Source organism: Microcoleus sp. D3_18_C2, from assembly GCF_036702395.1.
Taxonomy (GTDB): Bacteria; Cyanobacteriota; Cyanobacteriia; order Cyanobacteriales; family Microcoleaceae; genus Microcoleus.
The window spans coordinates 82,845-89,485 of the sequence record NZ_JAUBTG010000024.1 but is presented as its reverse complement, the minus strand read 5'-3'; the positions used below and the strand labels follow the sequence as shown (position 1 = coordinate 89,485).

The following is a 6,641-nucleotide window of genomic DNA, read 5'->3' as shown; positions in this document are numbered from 1 at the left end:
CGGAATGAAGCGAAAGTTTCACGTTCCGTTCTGAAGGAGAGGTAGGGGTAGAAATGCCCCTATCGACTCTAACTACCCGAAGCAGAAGGAAGTTGGGCATTACCCCTACTACATGAACGAATTAGTAGTTGGTCTTCGCCAATAGAAAAAGCAGCTTCCCAACTCAAACTTGTTTGTGAACAGAGCATCAATCCAGTCTTAAGTAATTAGACAGAATTAATTACACAAATACATAGTAGAATGATATTTCAGGCAAAATTATGAGTTAATTAGAATTTCATATGATGTTTATCAGGGAAATAAATCCTCTTTCGTCTAAATTGCTCGACTCGAATTTATCGCCAAAGCCGACATCATCAGGTACGTCAGAGAGCACATTGCCTCATATTAGCTTCGCAAGGAGTAAAAAAAGGAGAGTTAATGAATATTTTCAAAATAAGTTATAAGACCCTCTATAACTGGTTCAATCGGTGGGAATTAGAGGGAATGATAGGACTTTATAATAAACCAGGAAGAGGTTCTAAGCCACTATTTAAGTCTTCGCAGAAAGCCCAAATAAAAGAGTGGGCTAAACAAGAACCAAGGCAATTAAAAAATGTTAGCCAAAAAGTTCAAGAGACCTGGGGCATAACTCCCAGTACAAAAACAATTAAAAGAATACTAAAAACTCTAAATATGAGTTGGCATCGTATGCGTAAAGGAGTGGGAGGAACGCCTCCCGCCCAGGAATATCAAGAGAAAAAGGCACAATTAGAAGAATTAAAGCAATTGGACGCTCAAGGTAAAATTGATTTATATTACTTGGATGAAACGGGATTTTGTTTGATTCCTTGTGTCCCCTATGGCTGGCAGGAAATCGGAGAATATTTAACAATTCCTAGTCGTCGTAGTCAGCGAATGAATGTACTAGGAATCATGAATCGAAATAACCATCTTGAAACTTATATTTCCTCTCAAAGTATTAATTCAGATGTGGTTATTGCCTGTATTGATGCTTTTTTCCCCACAGTAGATAAGCCAACGGTGATTGTCACAGATCAAGCTTCTATTCATACCAGTGATGCTATTGTTGACAAACTTGAAGAGTAGAAACAACGTAATATTACTCTTTTTGAGTTGCCTTCTTACTCACCTGAATTAAATTTAATTGAAATTTTATGGCGGTTTATTAAGTATGAATGGATTGAAATATCTGCTTACAAGAGTTGGGGAACTTTTGTTACATCTGTGGAAAAAATCCTGAAAGAATTTGGAGAAAACTATGTAATTAATTTTGTCTAGCTACTTAGCAGTTTTAGATCGAGAATATGGCAATGCTGGTTGGGTACTAGCGCAAGCTTCCATTCAAGCTGATTGCTTAATGCGACTCCGAAAGAATGCCTGTTTTTGGTCAGCACCACCAGCATATAGTGGTCGCGGCAGACCACGCAAGCACGGGCAAAAAATGAGGCCGGGTGACCAAACCACATGGCTCGAAGCGGATGCTGTGATTGAAATTGACGAACATCCAGAGTTGGGGCAAGTCCGAGTCAAGCAATGGCTTGACTTACATTTTTATCGTGCGCCTGAACAGAGAGTAAATTTAATCCTCGTGGAAAGAATGAAGCCCATGTCAAACGGTCAGCCGTTTCCACCCTTGTGGTTGGCTTGGGTGGGAGAACGAACTCTACCCTTAGAAACAGTCTGGTTTAAGTATTTACGACGCTTTGGAGTCGATCATTGGTATAGATTTGTTAAGCAACGATTACATTGGACATTGCCTAACTTGAGAACTCCCGAACAATCCAAGCGTTGGAGTGATTTAATGCCGCCCCGGAGTTGGCAACTCTGGCTGGCTAGGGATTTAGTTCTGGAAAATCGACTTCCTTGGCAATCTGCTACGATTAATTTAACTCCTGGACGTGTTGCCCAATCAATGTTTTCGGTTTTAGTTGACATTGGTACTCCTACAAAAATCCCTAAACATAGGGGAAAAGCCCCCGGCTGGGAAAAAGGAAAGGTACGTACTAAGGCATCGTGCTATCCCACTGTTAAAAAACGGGTTTCTCGACGGAAAAAGTCTTCAAGATTAGCTGTTTAATCTTCTACCTCTTGAGTTTTTGAGCAACAGCTTGCCTTCTGCTAAAAGGCTGCTACTTTTAGCTGCACTGATTTTTTAGTCTAAACTACAGTTACTTGACTTTTCTACTTTAGATGAGAGTGCAATTGACGGAAGCCACCACTCCTGATAAGACCGTAGATTAACGATCGTACACAGGATACAATTTCCTTTCAGTCGATCGACTTTGCAGGAGAGCTATTTTGTGCAATCAAATTATTATCGATAGTTTCACAAGGAAGGGCGATCGACTTTGCCGCCGCCGATCGAACTGTGCGATCGATTCTGGGGGCGATCGAACTTTTGTACGCGCCTTCGATCGGGCTCTCGATCCTGGGGGCGAGCGATCGTATCCTCTCATTTTTGTGTCACATCTTCAGGGGATATCAGCACGCAGCCCTGTCTGGCCTGCGATGACACGGCACTAATTCTTGGATGAACACGGATCTCGCCCCAATCTAGGATACAACGAGGCAAGAAAACCCGCCCTAGCTTGTAAACTAGGGATAACAGAATACGCAGGAAAGATTTATGCCGTCGGAAAACCAAGACTTGCTCAAAACTCAAACACCTAACAGTCCAAAGTTGCCAGTTCCCTCAGACATTTTATTGAGCTTGGTCGCTTTACCCATGCTGGGCGGGCTGGTGGTGGCTAAAGCTGCTGCTGAGTTTGTTGCGTCGATCGGCGTTGAAAGCGAAGAAGTCTTTCGGGGTTCGCGCCTTCCCGTACTCAACTTTCCTCAATCACAGGATTAGAAAGCCCAAGGAAGGATGCTGCTGCTAGAAGTTAAATTTTGTGACCCCGCCCAAAAACGGATACGGTGCCACGTACTCCTGTCGGGGACAGATAAAAATTTTCGACCCTAGTTCAACATCCCAGGTTCATCTTTGAAGTAAATCTAAAAGTGTTCGACTTAGCGCGACTCAACTGACTTCTGGCCGAACGTCTCACGCCGATCGTCTAAAATCTAAAATCGCAAGTTAACTGACCTGAAAGCTTGACAATAGGTACAATCCGTGCTGTAAGAATTAATCTTTCCTTATACTTTGTACATAAGTGCCTTCTACTTTTAACGTTGCAATAAGTCTCAAATTTGACTGCAAACAAAAGTGTTTTAGGCGAAACTAAACCATACAATTTTCTTGACACCCGCAGCTATTGAGGAACAGCCCGATGAGTTCAGTCCTCCAGTCTTCAGAACAGGCTATTGATGCAACATCTATTTCCCCTTTTCCCGCTTACTCAAAATCAGACCTGTTTCTACGAAATCGCCTCAAAGTTGTAGAGGACTTGTGGGAATCGGTGCTGCGACAGGAGTGCGGGCAGGAATTGGTGGATTTGCTCCAACAAATGCGATCGGTCAATTCCGCCGAGGGACAAGCCACTCACTTTCGCGAGTCGAATGTCGTACAGCTAATCGAAAAGCTCGACCTCAACGCCGCCATCCGCGCCGCTAGGGCTTTTGCACTGTATTTCCAGTTGATCAACATTGTCGAACAGCACTACGAACAGCGAGACCAACAGCTAGCTTACGCTAGCAGCAACGACGCTGGTGGGCGGATGTTTTCTAAGCTGCCAGGACAAGCAACGGATGCCCCCGATCGCCCCCGCCACCGGGAAGGCCCAGTCCCCGCCCAAATGGCTCCTCGCGGTGCAGACAGCGGCGAGACGATCGCCCGAGATGCGGGAACTTTTCACCAACTGTTCCCGATGCTGCTGCGCTTGAACGTGCCCAGCCAGCAAATCCAGCGCTTGATCGATCAGTTAGACATCCGCTTGGTATTTACAGCTCACCCGACGGAAATTGTTCGCCACACGATCCGCACCAAACAGCGACGAATGGCGAAGATTCTCCAACAGCTAGACCAAGTTGACGAGAAATTTCAGGTGATCGGAACCGACTCTCAAAGCCCCTACCCGGTGTCTTGCTGGGAAGCAGCGGCTCTCCAAGAGCAACTGATGGAAGAAATTCGCCTCTGGTGGCGCACTGACGAACTGCACCAGTTCAAGCCGACTGTACTTGACGAGGTGGAGTACACTCTCCACTACTTCGAGGAAGTTCTGTTTGATGCTATTCCCGAACTCTACCACCGCTTAAAGCAAGCTTTGCACGCTTCTTACCCTTATCTGAAACCGCCTAGTTACAATTTTTGCAAGTTCGGTTCTTGGGTGGGATCGGACAGGGACGGCAATCCTTCGGTGACTCCGAAAGTTACTTGGCAAACTGCTTGCTATCAGCGCCACTTGGTGCTAGAGAAGTACATCAGCGCGGTGAAACGGCTAAACGAACTTTTGAGTTTGTCGCTGCACTGGAGCGATGTGCTGCCGGAATTGCTGGAATCTCTCGATCGCGACAAATCGGAATTCCCGGAGGTTTACGAGCAGTGGGCAATCCGCTACCGCCAAGAACCTTATCGGTTGAAGCTGGCCTACGTGCTGCAGCGGCTGGAAAATACGCGCGATCGTAATTGGCGGCTCTACAAAGGAGACGAATTGCAGCGGGAACGCGAAGCTTTGTCGGAACATCCCGGAATGACCGGCCTTTATCGATCGGGGGCTGAGTTTTTAGCCGAACTCAAGCTCATCGAACACAATTTAGTGGAAACAGGTTTGAGCTGTCGGGACTTGGAAAATCTGCTCTGCCAAGTAGAAATTTACGGGTTTAATTTGGCTTACCTAGATATTCGCCAAGAGTCAACAGTACACTCGGACGCTTTAAGGGAAATTGCTGAATACTTGCAAATTTTGCCCAAGCCTTACAATCAAATGTCGGAATGCGATCGCATTATTTGGCTGGCAACGGAACTGCAAACTCGCCGCCCTTTAATTCCAGCAGAATTGCCCTTTTCTCCCAAAACTTGCGAGACGATCAATACCTTCCGAATATTGCGGCAAATGCAGCAGGAGTTTGGCTCGGAAATTTGCCAAACTTACGTCATCAGCATGAGCCACGATGTCAGCGATTTGCTGGCGGTTTTGCTGTTAGCAAAAGAAGCGGGACTTTACGATCCCGCAACAGGAATTAGCAACATTCAAGTAGTTCCCCTGTTTGAAACGGTGGAAGATTTGAAAAAAGCGCCGGAAGTAATGCAAAAAATATTTGATCTGCCGCTTTATCGAGCTTTGCTAGCAGGAGGATACGCGCAGGAACTAGCGGTAAAAAACGCCGAAAATCTCAAATGCCCCATCGAAAATCTCAAATTGCAAGAGGTAATGCTGGGCTATTCGGACAGCAATAAAGATTCTGGTTTCCTCAGCAGCAATTGGGAAATCCACAAAGCTCAAAAGGCTTTGCAAATGGTTGCGGAAAAACACGGTGTGGAGTTGCGAATTTTTCACGGCAGAGGCGGTTCTGTAGGGCGCGGTGGTGGGCCTGCTTACAAGGCAATTTTGGCTCAGCCTGGAAAGAGTATTAACGGGCGAATTAAGATTACTGAACAAGGCGAGGTTTTGGCTTCTAAATATTCTTTGCCGGAGTTGGCGCTTTACAATTTGGAAACTGTGGCGGCGGCGGTAATTCAAGCGAGTTTGCTGCACACTGGTTTTGATGGCATCGACCCTTGGAATGAGATTATGGAGGAGTTGTCGGTAAAATCGCGATCGCACTACCGCAATTTAATCTACGAACAGCCGGATTTAGTTGATTTCTTCCACCAAGTTACCCCCATTCAAGAAATCAGCCAGTTGCAAATTAGTTCTCGCCCGGCCCGTCGCGGTGGTAAAAAAGACATCAGCGGTTTGCGAGCAATTCCGTGGGTGTTTAGCTGGACTCAAAGCCGCTTTTTGCTGCCTTCTTGGTACGGTGTCGGCACAGCTTTGCAAGAGTTTTTGCTGGAGGAACCGGAAGAACACATGAAACTTTTGCAGTATTTCTACTTGAAATGGCCGTTTTTTAGAATGGTAATTTCTAAGGTGGAAATGACTTTATCTAAGGTGGATTTGCAGATTGCAGAACACTACGTGCAGGAGTTAGCTTTGCCAGCGGACAGGGAGCGTTTTAAGGCTTTATTCGATCAAATTGCTGCCGAATTTCACTTGATTCGCGATTTGGTTTTAACGATTACCGGACACCAACGTTTGTTGGACGAAGATCCATCGCTGCAGCGATCGGTGCAGTTGCGAAATGCGACGATTGTGCCTTTGGGTTTGTTGCAGGTTTCGCTGCTGAAACGCTTGCGGCAGCATGGTAGTGGCGGGGTTCCGGGGGTGATTCACTCGCGTTACAGCAAGGGTGAATTGTTGCGGGGAGCTCTGCTGACGATTAATGGAATTGCTGCGGGGATGCGGAATACCGGCTAGGCAAATAGTTTTGAGTTGTGAATTAGTGGTAAGGTGCGCGATAGAGCACCTTGCTACTGTTAGTTTCAGAATTCGGGCGATCGCCCATTGTATAGCAATCCTCGCATCATTTGTGTAATTCTTGTAGGGGCAAACCCCCCGTGGTTGCCCCCATGAGACCGGGGTAGGCACTCTTAACACTACCCCTACATCTTTTTACGACTCCTGCAAGGATTGCTACAGCATATTCCATGTAGATGTGGT

General features: G+C 46.1%; 4 protein-coding genes and 1 pseudogene. All 5 read left to right on the top strand.

Annotated elements, in window-relative coordinates; all coding sequences use genetic code 11:
• Positions 1-281 precede the first annotated feature (281 nt).
• The 5 genes and pseudogenes from QUA88_RS16425 to ppc all read left to right on the top strand — a co-directional run bounded on the left by QUA88_RS16425 (position 282) and on the right by ppc (position 6,398).
• Positions 282-1,281: pseudogene (locus QUA88_RS16425) on the top strand (IS630 family transposase).
• Positions 1,274-2,080: a hypothetical protein gene (locus tag QUA88_RS16420; protein ID WP_333272639.1), complete on the top strand. Its 807-nt coding sequence runs from the start codon at positions 1,274-1,276 to the stop codon at positions 2,078-2,080. The pseudogene QUA88_RS16425 and the gene QUA88_RS16420 overlap by 8 nt, the downstream one beginning before the upstream one ends.
• A gap of 221 nt (positions 2,081-2,301) precedes the next feature.
• Positions 2,302-2,526, top strand: coding sequence for a hypothetical protein (locus tag QUA88_RS16415; RefSeq protein ID WP_333053484.1), 225 nt, complete (start codon positions 2,302-2,304; stop codon positions 2,524-2,526).
• Between the two features lie 103 nt (positions 2,527-2,629).
• Positions 2,630-2,854: a hypothetical protein gene (locus QUA88_RS16410; RefSeq protein ID WP_333053485.1), complete on the top strand. Its 225-nt coding sequence runs from the start codon at positions 2,630-2,632 to the stop codon at positions 2,852-2,854.
• 418 nt (positions 2,855-3,272) lie between these two features.
• Complete coding sequence (ppc, locus tag QUA88_RS16405; protein ID WP_333053486.1) at positions 3,273-6,398, top strand: phosphoenolpyruvate carboxylase; 3,126 nt, start codon at positions 3,273-3,275, stop codon at positions 6,396-6,398.
• Positions 6,399-6,641: the final 243 nt, after the last annotated feature.